This is a genomic window from Anaerohalosphaeraceae bacterium, from assembly GCA_037479115.1.
In the GTDB taxonomy this organism is placed as follows: Bacteria; Planctomycetota; Phycisphaerae; order Sedimentisphaerales; family Anaerohalosphaeraceae; genus JAHDQI01.
On the sequence record JBBFLK010000021.1, the window covers coordinates 29156 to 43869 of the forward strand.

The window sequence follows — 14714 nt, forward strand, 5'->3', positions numbered from 1 at the left end:
AAAACAGACCGGCAGCTCCCGCGGGCTACTGTTTTCGGAAGACGGCCACGATGTTCTCGACATCGACGACGAAGAGCCGGTTGTCGCCTTCAAAGTCCACCGGGATGGCCCCTTTGGGGTTGAACAGGACTTTGTCGTACTGCTTGAGGGGGATTTCGGAGGACATCTCGACCTCAGCGGAAACGGACACAATCCGGCCGGTGATGGTGGGGATTTCGATATTGTCGGGCAGCTGGATGCCGCCTTTGGTCTGCTTTTTGTCTTCGTCTTTTCGAATCAGAACCCGTTTTCCGATGGGCTCAATCGTCTCAAAAGAATCAATTTTGATGGGATCAATTTCGCTCATACTTCTATCCTGTCTGATGCTTTCGGACGGTATATTATACGAAAAAACGTTTGTCTATGACTTCTTTTTTTTCGCGGAAACGGATTTCCTCTCCAGGATTTCATCGACCTGGGCCGGGTCTGACGGCGGCCATTGGCCTTTTTCCTGCAGGTCCTTGAGTTTATCCAGCAGTTTGATGCTCACAATCGTACGGCACCGCGGAAAACGGCTGCAGCCCATAAAGGGGCCTCGTTTGCTTTGGCGAACGACCAACAGACCGTCTTTGCATTTGTGGCAGTGAATCCCCGTGGGGGTCGGCGGGGGAGCCGGCGGCAGGGGATTGCCTTCCTTGTCGGCCTTGAGAATGGTTTTGCATTCCGGATAGCCGGAACAGCCGAAAAAGGGGCCGAAACGTCCGGTTTTTTTCACCAGCGGCTTGCCGCATGCAGGGCATTTGTGCTCGGTAGGCTGGTCCTGGAGCATCCGGCCGTCTTTGTCGCAGGGGGTACCGAACTTACACTCCGGATAGCGCGAGCAGCTGAGGAACCGGCCGTTTTTGCCGAAGCGGTATTCCAGCGGGGCCTTGCATTCCGGGCAGGTATATTCGCTGGGCTGGGTTTCGGCCTTGGCGTGCTTCATCTTTTGGACGGCCTCTTCGAGTGATTTTTTGAAGGGCTCGTAGAACTCCTGCAGGACCTGGACCCAGTTGAGGTGCTGCTCCTCGATTTTGTCCAGCTGTTCCTCCATATGCCGGGTAAAGGCGATGTCCATAATCTGGGGGAAATACTCGAGGAGTTTGTCGGTGACGATTTCGCCGATATGGGTGGCGTAGAAGACACGGTTGACCTTTTCAACGTATTTTCGCTCCTGAATCGTGGAAATAATCGTCGCATAGGTGCTGGGCCGTCCGATGCCTTCCTTTTCGAGGGTCTTAATCAACGAGGCCTCCGTGTATCGGGCAGGCGGCTTGGTAAAGTGCTGGACGGGTTTGAGGTCCACGACCTTGAGAATTTGGCCTTCGTGCAGACTCGGCAGGGTCGGTTCTTCCGCGGAGGTCGGCCAGATTCGCGTAAAGCCGTCGAAGGCCAGCGTACGGCCGGATGCCGTGAAGATGCAGGGGCCGTCCGGCGTTTGGGCCTCGATTTCGATGCGGGTGGTATCCCACTGGGCTTCTTTCATCTGACAGGCGACAAAGCGGCGCCAGATCAGGTCATATAGTTTGTATTGTTCATCTGTCAGGAAGGGAGCCAGTTCGTCGGGAGTGAGGTCTGGGTCGGTCGGGCGGATGGCTTCGTGGGCCTGCTGGGCCTCTTTGCGGGCGGTAAAAACATTGGGAGTTTCCGGCAGATATTCCGGGCCGATTTGGGACTGAATATAATGACGCACTTCCTGAACGGCCTCTTCGGACAGGTGGGTGCTGTCGGTTCGCATATAGGTAATCAGCCCCAAAGCGCCCATTGAGCCCAGGTCGATGCCCTCATAGAGCTGCTGGGCGATGGTCATCGTCCGTTGTGCTCCGAAGCCGAGTCGATTGGCGGCGGCCTGCTGGAGCGTTGAAGTGATAAACGGAGCGCCCGGGCGGGACTGGACGCGTTTGGTTTCGATGCGGCGGACGATGAAACGCGCGCCTTTGAGCTTTTCGTAGACGGCCTGGGCCTGCGTCTGATTGGAGGCCTCGAACTTTTGGCCGTTGACGGATGTCAAATCGGCCCGGAAGGCGCCGTGTTTGGCAAGCCACTGGTCCTGTTCGGTCAGCGTGCGTCCTTTTTCCGGGTCTTTGGCACTGTTGAGAAAGGATTGCCATTCTTCGGCGGTGATGTCGGCCTTCTCGGAGGCAAAGACGGCCGGAATGAGCCAGTACTCCTGCGGGACGAATGCCCGAATCTGCCGTTCCCGCTCGACAACCAGACGAACGGCGACGGACTGGACGCGTCCGGCGCTGAGTCCGCGGGCGACTTTTTTCCACAGCAGGGGGCTGATTTGATAGCCGACAATGCGGTCGAGGACCCGACGGGCCTGCTGGGCCAGGACTCGGTCCATATCAATCTTGCCCGGATTGGCGAACGCCCGTTCAATGTCTTTTTTGGTGATGGCGTTAAAGACGACACGGTATGTATCTTCATCATTGAGATTGAGGACTTCTTTGAGGTGCCAGGCGATTGCCTCGCCTTCCCGGTCCATATCGGTTGCCAGGTAGAACTTCTCGCATTTTTTGGCCTTGGCACGGAGGGCGGCGACGACCTTGCGTTTGCCCGGATTGATTTCATAGGTCGGTTCAAAATTGTGTTCGATGTCAATATTCAGGCCTTTGGAGGGCAGGTCGCGGACGTGGCCCATGGAGGCCTCCACTTCAAAATCCGGGCCGAGATATTTGTTGATGGTTTTGGCCTTGGCGGGCGACTCGACGATGACCAATGCTTTGCTTTTGGCTTTTTTTGTCATTGTATTCTCTGCCGCTCGAAAGCGTTCTTGTTTTTTCTGTCTGGATTATCGGTTTTCTCTGTCGGTTTTCTGAAGGCAAGGCGATAAATAAACGGGTCTGGAAGGGATGTCAAGAGAAATTGAGACAGAACAAGAGGAGATAGAGGGTCTTTATTGTCTTTATTGTGCCGACACAACAAAAGAAGGTCTTTGCTGTCCTCTTTCTGGGCTATTCAGAAATCGGGATTGGTTTTCTCCGTTTTCCCGGTACCGGTTTTCCCTGAAGATAGCGTGCAATATTTCGGATAGCCTGACGAAGCCGGTGTTCGTTTTCCACCAGGGCGATGCGCATGTGGTATTCGCCGTTTTCCCCGAAGGCACGGCCCGGGGCCATGGCGACATACGCATTTTCGAGCAGTTCCATGGCAAAATCGATGCTGCCTTTTCCTTTGGAGTGTTCAACGGGAAATTTCGTCCAGACAAACATCGAAGCACGGGGGACATCCACTTCCCACCCGATTCGTTTGAGGCCTTCGCAAATGATATCGCGACGGGCCTGGTATTTTTCATTCTGGATTCGGATATGGTCTTCACAATGCCGCATTGCGATAATGCTGGCGATTTGGATGGGCTGGAAGATGCCGTAGTCGTAATAGCCCTTAATCGTAGCCAGGGCTTCAATCATTTTTCGGTTGCCGGCGGCAAACCCGATTCGAAAGCCCGCCATCCCGTAGGGTTTGCTGAGTGTAGTGAATTCGACGCCGACGTCTTTGGCGCCCTTGGCGGACAGGAAACTGGGGGCTTTGTAGCCGTCAAAACAGGTTTCCCCATAAGCAAAATCGTGGATGACGGCGATTTGAAAGCGTTTGGCCAAATCCACAACGGTTTCAAAGAACCCTTCTTCGACAGTCATTCCGGTCGGGTTGTGCGGATAATTGAGAATCAGCAGTTTGGGCCGCGGGAACAGATGTTCGCAGACCATCGCAATGGTGTCCAGAAACTTCTGGTCATTGCCCAGCGGGACGGTGATGACATTCGCGCCGGCCAGGGCGACGCCGTAAATGTGAATGGGGAAGGCCGGGTCGGCTACGACAGCCGTATCACCCGGGCCGAGCATCGCCAGACACATATGGCTGAAGCCCTCTTTGGAGCCGATGCATGCGAGGACCTCGGTTTCCGGGTCGAGGGAGACGTTCCATTTCCGTTCGTATTTGAGGGCCATCTCGCGGCGGAGATTGAAAATGCCCTTGGAGGCGCTGTAACGGTGGTTGCGCGGGTCGCGGGCGGCCTCGCAGAGTTTGTCGATAACCAGATCCGGCGCCCCGTCCATCGGGTTGCCCATTCCGAGGTCGATGATGTCGATGTCCTGTCGGCGTTTTTCGAGCTTGAGGGCGTTCAGGCGTCCAAACAGATACGGCGGCAGCCGTTTGATTCTCGAAGACGGTTCAATCACAAATTCGCTCATGGCTGATATCCATCATTAAGAAGATTCTTTTTATTCCGATGACTCCAGTTTAACCGATTCCTCGGCCCTTGTAAACCATCGGCATACCAGAAGAGAAAGGTTTGATTTTTCGGTTTGCCGGTGCAGAAAATCTGTATAGAATGTCCGAAACTTACAGGTCTTGTCGGATTGGTATTGAATACAGGAAAGGCAGGGCTGTGCTGTGAAGCGGACGGTTTTGTATGATTGCCATCTGGAATGCGGGGGGCGTCTGGTGGACTTTGCCGGCTGGCATATGCCGGTACAGTACCAGAAGGGGATCCTGCAGGAACATTTGGAGACGCGGCGCTCGGCCGGTTTGTTTGATGTCTCTCATATGGGGCGTTTTGAAATCATGGGCCGACGAGCGCTGGAGCTTTTGCGATGGGTTCTGACCAACGATGCGGCGGCTTTGCCGGTCGGTCGGGCTCATTATACCCTGCTGGCGGATGAGACAGGCGGGGCGATTGATGATGCCTATCTGTATCGTTTTTTGCCGGAACAGTGGATTCTGGTTGTCAATGCGGCTAATACCTATAAGGACTGGGAATATTTGCGGCGAAAGGCCGGGGAAATGGGCGGGGGGATTCAGATGAAAAATATCAGTGAGGAGCTGGCTATGATGGCCCTTCAGGGTCCCCAATCTGAATCCCTTCTTTGGGGGATGATAGAAGGGGGGCAGCTGCCGGAGCCGAAGCGAAATGCCTTGGGGGCGGTTCGAATTGCGGGTTGCGAAGTGCTTGTGGGAAGGACGGGTTATACAGGGGAACCGGTCTGTTTTGAATTGTTTGTTCCTGCGAAAGCGGCGGAGAGGCTCTGGTGTCTGTTTTTAGAGAGGGGAGCTTGTCCGGTGGGATTAGGGGCACGGGATACGCTTCGGCTGGAGGCGTCTTTGCCGCTGTATGGTCATGAATACGGCCGGGATGTGACGGGGCGGGAGATTCCGATTCTGGCTTGTCCGGCGGCGAAGGTCGGGGTGAACTTAAAAGACCCGGAACGTCGCTTTATCGGTCGGGATGCCCTCGAGGAGCAAAGCCGCACTTTGAAAAAAGGAATTTGTGCGTTTCGTGTTCTCGGCAAGGGGGTTGTACGGGCCGGTGCAGTGGTTTTTCAGGGACTGCGGGAAATCGGGCGGGTCACGAGCGGCACGGTGGTGCCGTACTGGGTGCCGCGTGCGGTGTCCTGCCCGCATCACTGCGGTCATGGAGCGGGATGGGAAGCCCATTTTTCCGGTCAAACGGCACAGCGTGCCATCGGTCTGGCGATGCTCGAAGGGCCGCTGGGGGCGGGGGCTTTGATTGAGATTGACCTGCGGGGGCGTCGGGTCGAGGCGGAGGTTGTAAAAAGAAATCTTGACAATTCCTGCGGGCCGATTACGTTTGCGGTGGTGTAAAGAACGACGATATTTTTGATTTGATATCGGAGGTTTGCAGAATGATTGACCCGGAAGCCAGATACTTAAGGACCCATGAGTGGGCCAAAGACGAAGGCAGGGGAATCTTTGCCGTCGGATTGAGCAGTTACGCCCTCGAACAGCTGGGGGATATTGTTTATTTGGAACTGCCGGAGGAGGGAGATACGGTGGAGCAGGGCGGGACGTTCGGGGTTGTAGAATCCGTCAAGGCGGCTTCCGATTTGTATGCCCCCCTAGGCGGGGAGATTGTCGAGGTCAATCAGGCCGCGGTGGATAATCCGGATATGCTCAAGGAGGATCCCTACGAGGAGGGCTGGCTGATTAAAATTAAGGCCTCCAATCCGTCTGAATTTGAGGACTTAATGGATGCCAAGGAGTACAAGCAGTTTTTGGAGACGGAAGCGGAGTAGCTGCAGTTTTTAACAAATCTTTTTGCCCCTTTTTTTGAGGACAGGATGCCTTACATTTCCCATACGGACCAGCAGCGGGCTCAAATGCTCGCGGAGATTGGACTGAAACCGGAGGATTTGTTTTCCGATATACCGCCGGCGCTGTGGTGCAGGCCGCTGAATCTGCCGGAGGGCTTAAGCGAGCAGGAGGTGCGCAGCCGTCTGGCAGCGATTGCCTCCAAGAATTATATCCATCTGACCTGTTTTCTGGGCGGGGGGTTTTATGACCATTTCATTCCGGCGGCGGTGTATGCCCTGACAAGCCGAAGCGAGTTTTACACGGCCTATACGCCGTATCAGCCGGAGGTCTCGCAGGGGACGCTTCAGGCGATTTATGAGTTTCAGTCCGTCATCTGCCGGCTGACGGAGATGGAGGCGTCGAATGCATCGCTGTACGACGGGGGAACGGCGCTGTATGAGGCGATGATGATGGCGCTGCGGCTGACGCGCCGCAACAAGGTGATTGTGGATGATTCGGTCAATCCGATTTATCGGGTGATGCTGCATTCCTATACGCGAAACCTGAAGATTGAGCTGACGGAAACGGAAAATGCCGGCGGACTGGCCAATCGGGAGGCGATACGCAGGGCCCTCGATGAGCAGACCGCTGCGGTGATTGTGCAGAATCCGAACTTTTTCGGGTGCATCGATGATTTTACGGATTTGGCCGAGGCGGCCCATTCGAAAGGGGCGCTGCTGATTGTCTCGTGTTATCCGATTTCGCTGGGGATTCTGAAGGCCCCCGGGGCGATGGGGGCGGATATTGTGACAGGGGAGGGACAAAGTCTGGGGCTGCCGATGTGCTTCGGGGGGCCGTATCTGGGCTTTATGGCGACGCGGAAGGAGTATGTGCGTCAGATGCCCGGGCGGATTGTGGGGCAAACCGTCGATGCCCAGGGTCGGCGCGGATTTGTGCTGACGCTTCAGGCGAGGGAACAGCATATTCGCCGCGACAAGGCGACGTCCAATATTTGCTCCAATGAGGCGCTCTGTGCCCTGACGGCGCTGGTGTATTTGTGTCTGCTGGGCAAGGAGGGGCTGCGGGAGACGGCGCAGCTGTGTGCGGACAAGGCCAGTTATGCCTATCAGCGGCTGACGGCGATTCCCGGGGTGCGGCCGCATTTTCCGGCGCAGTGGTTTTTTAATGAGATGGTGCTGGATTTGCCCTGCGAGGCGGCGGAGGCGGCTGCCAAACTGATTGAGCGGGGCTATGCGGCGGGTTTTCCCCTGAGCCGCTATTACAAGGGGATGAACAATTCGCTGCTGATTGCCGTGACGGAAAAGCGCACCAAACAGGAAATCGGAATGCTGGCGGAGGAGCTGGAGGCAATTTTATAAACCGCTGCGGCATAAAAAGGAAAGAAAAAGCGATGAAGCTTGTGTTTGAAAAAAGTGCGGCGGGGCGGCGGGGCCTGCGGATTCCGAAATCGGATGTGCCGACGAGCATCCATTTGAAGAAGGAATATCTGCGGGCGCAGCCGGCGGCGCTGCCGGAACTGTCGGAACTGGATGTGGTGCGGCATTTTACGGAACTGTCACGGCGCAATTACGGCGTGGATACGAATTTTTATCCGCTGGGCTCGTGCACGATGAAATACAACCCGAAGGTCTGCGAGCGGATTGCGTCGTATCCGGGCTTTGCGCATCTGCACCCGCTTCTGCCGCAGCTGCGGGGCGGCGGAATGCTCACGCAGGGGGCGCTGGAGGTGCTGTATGAGACGGACCTGATGCTGCGGGAAATCTGCGGGATGGCGGCTTTTACGATGCAGCCGATGGCCGGCGCGCACGGAGAGCTGACGGGAATTATGATGATGGCGGCCTACCACCGCGACCGCGGCAATCACAAGACCACGGTGCTGGTGCCGGACAGTGCCCACGGGACGAATCCGGCCAGTGCGGCGATTGCGGGTTATACAGTCAAGACCGTGCCCAGCGACGAGCACGGCTGTATGTCGCTGTCGGCCCTGAAAGCGATGCTGAACGAAGAGACGGCGGGCATTATGCTCACCTGTCCGAATACGCTGGGGCTGTTTAATCCCCATGTCAAGGAGATTTGCGAGCTGGTGCATTCGGTGGACGGGCTGGCTTATTATGACGGGGCGAATCTGAATGCGATTGTCGGCAAGGTGCGGCCGGGGGATTTGGGCTTTGATATTGTGCATGTGAATCTGCACAAGACCTTTGCCACGCCGCACGGCGGAGGCGGCCCCGGTGCCGGTCCGGTCGGCGTCGCGGAAAAACTGGTTGATTATCTGCCGGTCTCGGTGGTGGTTAAGCGCGAAGACGGAACGTATGCGCTGGAGTACAATCGCCCCAAGTCAATCGGCTATATCGCACCGTTTTACGGCAATTTCGGGGTCATTCTGCGGGCGTATGTGTATCTGCTGATGCTGGGCCGGGAAGGGCTGGAGCGGGTGGCGGAAAATGCCGTGCTGAATGCCAACTATATTCAGGAAAAACTCAAGGCATATTATGACGTGCCGCATCCGGGCATCTGCAAGCACGAGTGTGTTTTGAGTGCAGCCCGGCAGGTCAAAGAAAGCGGCATCCATGCCCTCGATATCGCCAAGGCGCTGATTGATGCGGGCTTTCATCCGCCGACGATGTATTTCCCGACGATTGTGAAAGAATCGCTGATGATTGAGCCGACGGAGTGCGAAAGCAAAGAGACGCTGGATGCGTTTATCGAGGCGATGATTGCGATTGCCCAAAAGGCCCGAACGGAGCCGGAGACCCTCAGGGCCGCTCCGATAACAACGCCGGTCGGACGGCTGGATGAGACCAAGGCGGCCCGGGAGCTGAATATCGCCTGTCTGTAGGAAAAGACCAAAGAAACAACGGGCACAGCAACGGTCTATTTTTTGCCGGTCGGCAGGGGCGGTTTTTCAGAACCGAGCAGGGTAGCCAGCCACTGGGTGTCCGGGCGGCTCTGAAGGATGATTTTGACCAGCATTGTCAGCGGGACTGCCAGCAGCATCCCGAAGGGGCCCAGAATCCACCCCCAGAAAACCAGAGACAGGAACACCACCAGCACGGACAGCCCCAGGTGCTTGCCGAGGGTTCGCGGTTCAATAAAATTGCCGATGACCACATTGATCACCAAATAACCGAGCGCTGTCAGCAGGGCGGTACCGGGGCCGAGCTGAAGGAGGGCCATCAGAACAGCAGGCACCGCGGCCACCAGAGAGCCGATGGTTGGGACAAAATTCAGCAAAAAGGCGATCAGGCCCCATAAGACGGCATAATTGACCTTCATCACAATCAGCCAGATGGTAATCAGCAGGCCGGTCAGGAGACTGATGGCGGTTTTGATGGCCAGGTAGCGTTTGACGTCATCGGCCATTCGGGCAAGGTTTTCAAAGGTCTGGGGCGACTGCTGCATGGCGGCACGGATTTTGTCCGGCAGAATCGAAGCCTCCAGCAGGATAAAAACCGTTGTCAGGAAGATGAGAAAGCCGTTGGTCAGGATGCTGCCCAGCTGAGACAGCAGGTCTTTGAGGATGTTTACGATTTCATCCGGATGGATATAACGCTGGATGGAATTTTGAATGAGTCGGAGGATTTCATTGACTTTTTCTTCGGCTCGTCGGCCGATGGATTCTTCGCCGGTGGCGCTGTCTGGGAAGGTGGGGGCCGAGGGCGAAAACCACTCCGTCCATTCCACGATGGTTTTCTGGAGATTTTTTTCGAATTCCGGCAGGGCGCGGGTAAAGTCGGCGATGGTAGCGGCCAGCAAAGCCCCCAGAAGCAGACCGACAATCAGGATGACGAGGGAGATTATCAGCACGGCAATGCCGGTGGAAATCCGTTTTTTCTGAAGCCAGAAAAGGGCCGGTGTGGCAATGATGGCCAGAAAAACAGCCATCAGAAAGGGCACAATAATGGAGACAGCCGCCCGCAGACCCGCAATGATAATCACAAGGGCTGCCAGGGGGATGAGAATCTGCGAGACGGTGGAAGGGCCGGACGAACCGGCGGGAGTCGGATGCGAAGACGGCTGTGCTGTCATACCCGGGTTTCCTCAGTTGTTCCTGAATGATTGTTTGGAGGTGAAAATAGCCGCCCCCGTCGGGTCTGTCAAGGCCGTTTCGCGCACGCGGCGTCCCTTGACGGGGCGGGCGGGGGTGGTATAATCCCCGTTCCTGAGTCAATTTTTAACGATGTTCGGCGAAATGGAGCGGATTGTGCCGGTTCAGAAAAAAAGCAGAAAGCAGAAAATATCGGAAGGGGCGGATTGCCGCGACTGCAGGGGTCTGTGCTGTCGGTATTTTGCCCTGCCCATTGATACGCCCAAAACCTGGAAGGATTATGATGACATCCGCTGGTATCTGAGTCATCGCGGGGTTTCGGTTTTTGTGGAAAAGGGGGATTGGTACCTTCAGGTAGACAATCGCTGCAAATACCTGGACCGGAATCATCGGTGCCGTCAGTATCCGCTGCGCCCGCGCATCTGCCGAACATACCATACGCGAAACTGTGAAAAAACCAGCAGTGAGTATGGGTATAAACTGCATTTTCTCAATGACGAACAGATGATTGAGTATATGCAGAAGCGTTTCGGGGCTGATGTGCTGGAACGGCTTGAGAAGATAGAAACAGACAAAAAGAAAGCCAAAAAATCTGTTCGGCGAAAGGGGCGCTCGTGAAGATACCGCCGGTCAAAGGGACACGGGATTTTTATCCGCCGCAGATGGCGGTTCGGAATTTTATCGTTGAGGGGTGGAAGGCGGCCTCCCGCCGAAGCGGGTTTGAAGAGTACGACGGCCCGATTTTCGAATATCTTTCGATGTATCAAATCAAAAGCGGCGAGGAAATCGTTGAGCAGCTGTTTTCACTGACGGACCGGGGCGGTCGGCAGTTGGCGATTCGTCCGGAGATGACGCCCACGCTGGCCCGAATGGTCAATCAGCAGATTCATACGCTGCCGCGTCCGATCAAATGGTTTTCCGTGCCGCGGCTTTGCCGGGCGGAGCGACCCCAGAAGGGGCGTCTGCGGGAGTTTTTCCAGTGGAATCTGGATATTGTCGGGGCGGACGATGTGCTGGCGGATGCGGAGGTCATCTTCTGTGCGGTGGATTATCTTCGCTCCACAGGGCTGACGGCGCAGGATATTGTGGTACGGCTCTCAAGCCGGCGGCTGCTGGCGGCTCTGCTGGAGGAAGCGGGGGCGTCGGAAGAGCAGCTGGCGGCCATTTATGGGGTGTTGGATAAGAAAGCCAAGGTGCCGGCGGAGGCGTTTGAAGCGATGCTTCAGGAGGCGGTGCCGTCGGACCAGACACGCGGACGCATTCTTCAGGTCATGAACAGCCGAAGTCTGGATGAACTGGAGCCGAAAACCTCTGAAGGCAAGGACGCAATGGAGGAGCTGCGCCGGCTGTTTTCGCTGCTGGACCTGATGGGAATCGGCGAGTACGTCCAGTTTGATATTGGAGTGGTTCGGGGACTGGCATATTATACCGGCGTGGTGTACGAGATTTATGACCGGGGGGCCTCGCTGCGGGCGATTTGCGGAGGCGGCCGGTATGATAATCTGCTCAAAGATTTCGGAGGACCGGCCGTATCGGCGACGGGAATGGGGATGGGCGATTGTGTTCTCGAGATTCTCCTGCGGGAAAAGGGACTTTTGAAGGACGAGAATCTGCCGACCCGCCGGCTGGATTATTATGTGGTGTTTGCCGGGGAGCAGTGGGCCTCAGAAGCGGTGCGGCTGGCGGCGCAGATTCGTCTGGCGGGCTGGGCCTGTGATTTCAGTTATAAAGGCGGGAATCTGGGCAAGCAGCTCAAGCAGGCCGACCAGTCCGGTGCCGAACGGGCGGTGATTTTGGGTCAGGAGTACACCGCCGGAAAGTTGGTAGTCAAAGAAATGAAAAGCGGCCGACAGGAAGAGGTCAGCACAGACGAGTTTCTCGCTTCCCTGAAGCGGATGTAATCCGCTCTCTTTTTACCATTTTTTGAAGACGAAAAACACCGCCCCGATAATCAGGGCAAAACCGACGAGGTAATTCCACTTGAGGGGTTCTTTAAGATAGAGGATGGAAAAGGCGCAAAAAACCAGCAGGGTAATCACTTCCTGAATGGTTTTTAACTGGGCGGCGGTGAAGATGCCGTGTCCGATACGATTGGCCGGCACCTGGAAGCAGTATTCAAGGAAGGCAATCAGCCAGCTGCACAAAATCACAATCAATATCGGTTTGTCTTTGAATTTCAGATGCCCGTACCAGGCGAAGGTCATAAAAATATTCGAAATCGTCAGAAGGAGTATCGTTTTCATTTCGTTTCCCTTTGTTGAATCCGTTTTTTTGATTGAGGTGGTGAATTATACAGAGAAAAGAGGTCCGATTGTCAATTGTATTTTGCCGGAAGATGAGGTATGTTTTTGTCGGATGATGGAAATCGGAAGGAGGTCCGGGAGCGAATGGAATCTCCGAATGTCTATGAAGCGGCATTTGAAGCCTGGCTGGCGGAGCGGAAAATTTCATATCGGTCCATACCGCAGGGACGTCGGAGAGAACCGGAGAGGCCGAAAAAACGGTTTGATTATCTGCTTTGTCCCGAAAGTTCCGTGCCGATTCTTGCGGAAGTGAAGGGGCGGACATTTGAAGGGCAGTCGCTGGTCGGACGGCGCGGACTGGACGGCTGGACGACACGGCTGGATTTGCAGGGGTTGCAGCAGTGGGAGGATATGTTTGTCCGGTATTATCCGGGCTGCCGGGCGGTTTTTGTATTTGTTTTTTGTTTGAAACAGCCGGATGTGGACGCGGACGGCCTGGAGGTTTTTGTGCACAACGGGAGACGTTTTGTCTTTTTGGCTGTTGAGGCAGGCGTTTATCGTGCCTGTGCAATCCAGCGCAGTCCAAAATGGAGGACGGTTACCTTAAAAGCGGAGGATTTTCGAAGGTGTACCGTCCCGCTTGAAGTGTATTTGGAGACAATTTGGAATGAATCAGGTGATTAAATCACATGCAGAGTATATTTTGTCCGGCGGAATGCTGAATCGTCAGCAGGCCTATGAGTTAGCCCAGGCGGGACAAACGGATTTTGAAGACCTCCTGTATTGGGCGGACCGGATTCGGCGGCATTTTTTCGGAGAAACGGTGCATCTTTGTTCCATTGTGCCGGGGCGGCTGGGCGGATGCAGTCAGGATTGTGCGTTTTGTGCGCAATCCGTTCATTATGATACAGCGGTGGACAAAAAGCCGCGTCTGCTGACGGAGGAAGAGATTGTCTCGGCGGCGGCCCAGGCCAAGGCCGGCCGGGTCAATCATTTCGGAATCGTAACCAGCGGCCGTTCGGTTCCGGCAGAGGAATTGGAGCGGCTGGAGAGGATTATCCGCCGACTCCGTCAGGAGTTCGGGATTCGGGTCTGTGCGGCGCTGGGAATCCTCGATGAAGAGGCAATGAGGCGGCTGGCTGCGGCGGGCGTGGAGCGATACAACCATAATTTGGAGACGTCCGAGAGGCATTTTCCGAATATTGTAAAGACTCATCGATACGAGGAGCGGGTTGCGACGATTCGGGCCGCTCTGAAGGCGGGGCTGAAGGTCTGTGCGGGCGGCATTTTCGGCATTGGAGAGACACTCGAAGACCGGATTGATATGGCGATGGAACTGCGGGCTCTGGGGGTGGATATGGTGCCGCTGAACTTTCTGCATCCAATCCCTGGGACACCGCTGGGGACGATGCCGCCCCTGGCTCCTCGGGAGATTCTTCAGATTGTTGCCCTATATCGGTTTCTTCTCCCGCAGACGCATTTAAAGGTGGCGGGGGGACGTGTGAAGAACCTGCGGGATTTGCAAAGCTGGATATTCCGGGCAGGCTGTACGAGCATCATCAGCGGCAATTACCTGACCACGGCGGGCCGGGCGGTCGAAGAAGACAAACAAATGATTATCGATTTGGGACTGCGGCCGTCTGCGTGCTGCTGAAAAAGCCGTTTTTTAGTGCAGGACGGAGCAGCAGTCCTGAATCAATTTGACGGCCTGGTCCACATCCGTCGGGTTGGTGAGGACGGCGTCGAATCCTTTTTTCTTGAGGGCGGCGGTTTCGTTTTCGTTCAGCCCGGAAGCGACGGCGATGATTTTGGTGTACTGCAGGTCCTGATGCTGGCGGACGTAGGTGCAGAGCTGCTGGGGGTTGACGGCGTTGGACATCAGGTTTACCAGGATGATCTGAGGTTTGAATTTTTCTGCTAAAAGACCTGCGTCAAAACTGTTGTGCGCACAAATTGCCTCAAAACTGCCTTTCATTTGAAGTGTCTCGGCAAATTGGCGGCTTTTTTCCGGACAGGAGTCGATAATCAAGACCTTCATTTGCCCCTTTTCGAGGGCGTCCGTCGGCATATTATGGGCTTTCATAAAGCGGATAAGCTCGCTGGTCGGGATACGGCGGTCACGGGAACCGGGGATACGATATCCTTTCAATTGTCCGGAATCAAACCATTTGGTGACGGTGCGAGGGGCCACGTTGCACAGTTTGGCTACCTCTCCTGTGGTCAGAACATCTTTTTTCTTCATCGTTCAAATCCTGCAAGAGTCGGCTTTCTGCCGCAAATAGTTTGATGTAGTGGCTGGACAGCGGTTATCCAGCCGTGATTTACATCGGATTAAGGTTTTCCTCGTTTAA

The 14714-nt window shown here is 55.5% G+C and carries 14 protein-coding genes; 8 read left to right on the top strand and 6 right to left on the bottom strand.

Annotated elements, in window-relative coordinates:
- Positions 1 to 25 precede the first annotated feature (25 nt).
- From WHS88_10070 to WHS88_10080, 3 genes are all read right to left on the bottom strand, one after another.
- Positions 26 to 346, bottom strand: coding sequence for a co-chaperone GroES (locus WHS88_10070; protein MEJ5260524.1), 321 nt, complete (start codon positions 344 to 346; stop codon positions 26 to 28).
- A gap of 54 nt (positions 347 to 400) precedes the next feature.
- Complete coding sequence (gene topA / locus WHS88_10075; GenBank protein ID MEJ5260525.1) at positions 401 to 2767, bottom strand: type I DNA topoisomerase; 2367 nt, start codon at positions 2765 to 2767, stop codon at positions 401 to 403.
- 208 nt (positions 2768 to 2975) lie between these two features.
- Entirely contained in the window at positions 2976 to 4211 is a 1236-nt protein-coding gene (locus WHS88_10080) for an aminotransferase class I/II-fold pyridoxal phosphate-dependent enzyme (protein ID MEJ5260526.1), read from the bottom strand.
- Positions 4212 to 4413: 202 nt separating this feature from the next.
- Here WHS88_10080 and gcvT point away from each other — a divergent pair, with 202 nt between their 5' ends.
- Genes gcvT through gcvPB form a run of 4 tightly spaced genes read left to right on the top strand, consistent with a single transcriptional unit; the run spans position 4414 to position 8911 of the window.
- On the top strand, positions 4414 to 5622 hold the full coding sequence (gene gcvT / locus WHS88_10085) for a glycine cleavage system aminomethyltransferase GcvT (protein ID MEJ5260527.1): 1209 nt from the start codon (positions 4414 to 4416) through the stop codon (positions 5620 to 5622).
- A 41-nt stretch (positions 5623 to 5663) separates the two neighbouring features.
- Positions 5664 to 6053, top strand: coding sequence for a glycine cleavage system protein GcvH (gene gcvH / locus WHS88_10090; protein MEJ5260528.1), 390 nt, complete (start codon positions 5664 to 5666; stop codon positions 6051 to 6053).
- 45 nt (positions 6054 to 6098) lie between these two features.
- A complete protein-coding gene (gene gcvPA, locus WHS88_10095) occupies positions 6099 to 7430 on the top strand; it encodes an aminomethyl-transferring glycine dehydrogenase subunit GcvPA (protein MEJ5260529.1) in 1332 nt (443 codons plus the stop codon).
- An 11-nt stretch (positions 7431 to 7441) separates the two neighbouring features.
- Positions 7442 to 8911, top strand: a complete 1470-nt coding sequence (gcvPB, locus tag WHS88_10100) for an aminomethyl-transferring glycine dehydrogenase subunit GcvPB (protein ID MEJ5260530.1) — start codon at positions 7442 to 7444, stop codon at positions 8909 to 8911.
- Positions 8912 to 8946: 35 nt separating this feature from the next.
- Here the strand turns inward: gcvPB and WHS88_10105 are convergent, their stop codons facing one another.
- A complete protein-coding gene (locus WHS88_10105) occupies positions 8947 to 10101 on the bottom strand; it encodes an AI-2E family transporter (protein MEJ5260531.1) in 1155 nt (384 codons plus the stop codon).
- A 151-nt stretch (positions 10102 to 10252) separates the two neighbouring features.
- Here WHS88_10105 and WHS88_10110 point away from each other — a divergent pair, with 151 nt between their 5' ends.
- Together WHS88_10110 and hisS are read left to right on the top strand one after the other, a co-directional pair.
- Positions 10253 to 10738: a YkgJ family cysteine cluster protein gene (locus tag WHS88_10110; GenBank protein MEJ5260532.1), complete on the top strand. Its 486-nt coding sequence runs from the start codon at positions 10253 to 10255 to the stop codon at positions 10736 to 10738.
- Complete coding sequence (hisS, locus tag WHS88_10115) at positions 10735 to 12021, top strand: histidine--tRNA ligase (protein ID MEJ5260533.1); 1287 nt, start codon at positions 10735 to 10737, stop codon at positions 12019 to 12021. Before WHS88_10110 ends, hisS begins: the two co-directional genes overlap by 4 nt.
- Before the next feature lie 12 nt (positions 12022 to 12033).
- On the opposite strand, the gene WHS88_10120 is transcribed toward hisS, so the two are convergent.
- Complete coding sequence (locus WHS88_10120) at positions 12034 to 12363, bottom strand: DMT family protein (GenBank protein ID MEJ5260534.1); 330 nt, start codon at positions 12361 to 12363, stop codon at positions 12034 to 12036.
- A gap of 144 nt (positions 12364 to 12507) precedes the next feature.
- On the opposite strand from WHS88_10120, the gene WHS88_10125 reads away from it, so the two are divergent.
- Positions 12508 to 13047, top strand: a complete 540-nt coding sequence (locus WHS88_10125; protein ID MEJ5260535.1) for an HYExAFE family protein — start codon at positions 12508 to 12510, stop codon at positions 13045 to 13047.
- Positions 13031 to 14017 carry a biotin synthase BioB gene (bioB, locus tag WHS88_10130; protein ID MEJ5260536.1) on the top strand — a complete coding sequence of 329 codons (987 nt, stop codon included), beginning with the start codon at positions 13031 to 13033 and terminating at the stop codon, positions 14015 to 14017. The genes WHS88_10125 and bioB overlap by 17 nt, the downstream gene beginning before the upstream one ends.
- 12 nt (positions 14018 to 14029) lie before the next feature.
- Here bioB and WHS88_10135 read toward each other — a convergent pair whose 3' ends face one another.
- Entirely contained in the window at positions 14030 to 14605 is a 576-nt protein-coding gene (locus WHS88_10135) for a helix-turn-helix domain-containing protein (GenBank protein MEJ5260537.1), read from the bottom strand.
- Positions 14606 to 14714 lie beyond the last annotated feature (109 nt).